Annotated in this window: 1 pseudogene; it reads left to right on the top strand. The window is 67.3% G+C overall.

Annotated features, from left to right (window positions below):
- A pseudogene (locus BG452_RS37965) lies at positions 1-91 on the top strand (MetQ/NlpA family ABC transporter substrate-binding protein); the annotation flags it as partial.
- Positions 92-245: the final 154 nt, after the last annotated feature.

Here is a 245-nt window from a genome sequence, read left to right as displayed (position 1 = left end):
GGTGAAGAAGCTGGCCGAGCTGCTGCACTCCGACGAGGTCCGGAAGTACATCAACGACACCTTCCAGGGCTCGGTCATCCCGGCCTTCTGATCGTCGTACGGTCATACCTCGTAGCGCCCGACCGGGTTCTGACGCACCGTCGCGCGGGGCGCGCACCGCGTGATACCCGGGGCGCGCCGGAGGCGTACGGTGTTGTGTTCACGACCCGGCGAGGAGAGACGGCATGGCAGCGAGCTTCCCCGAG

Origin of the sequence: Streptomyces sp. CBMA123, assembly GCF_014596465.1 — a bacterium.
GTDB lineage: Bacteria > Actinomycetota > Actinomycetes > Streptomycetales > Streptomycetaceae > Kitasatospora.
Note: the sequence above shows the minus strand (reverse complement) of the source record. Positions and strands in the feature narration are given on the sequence as shown.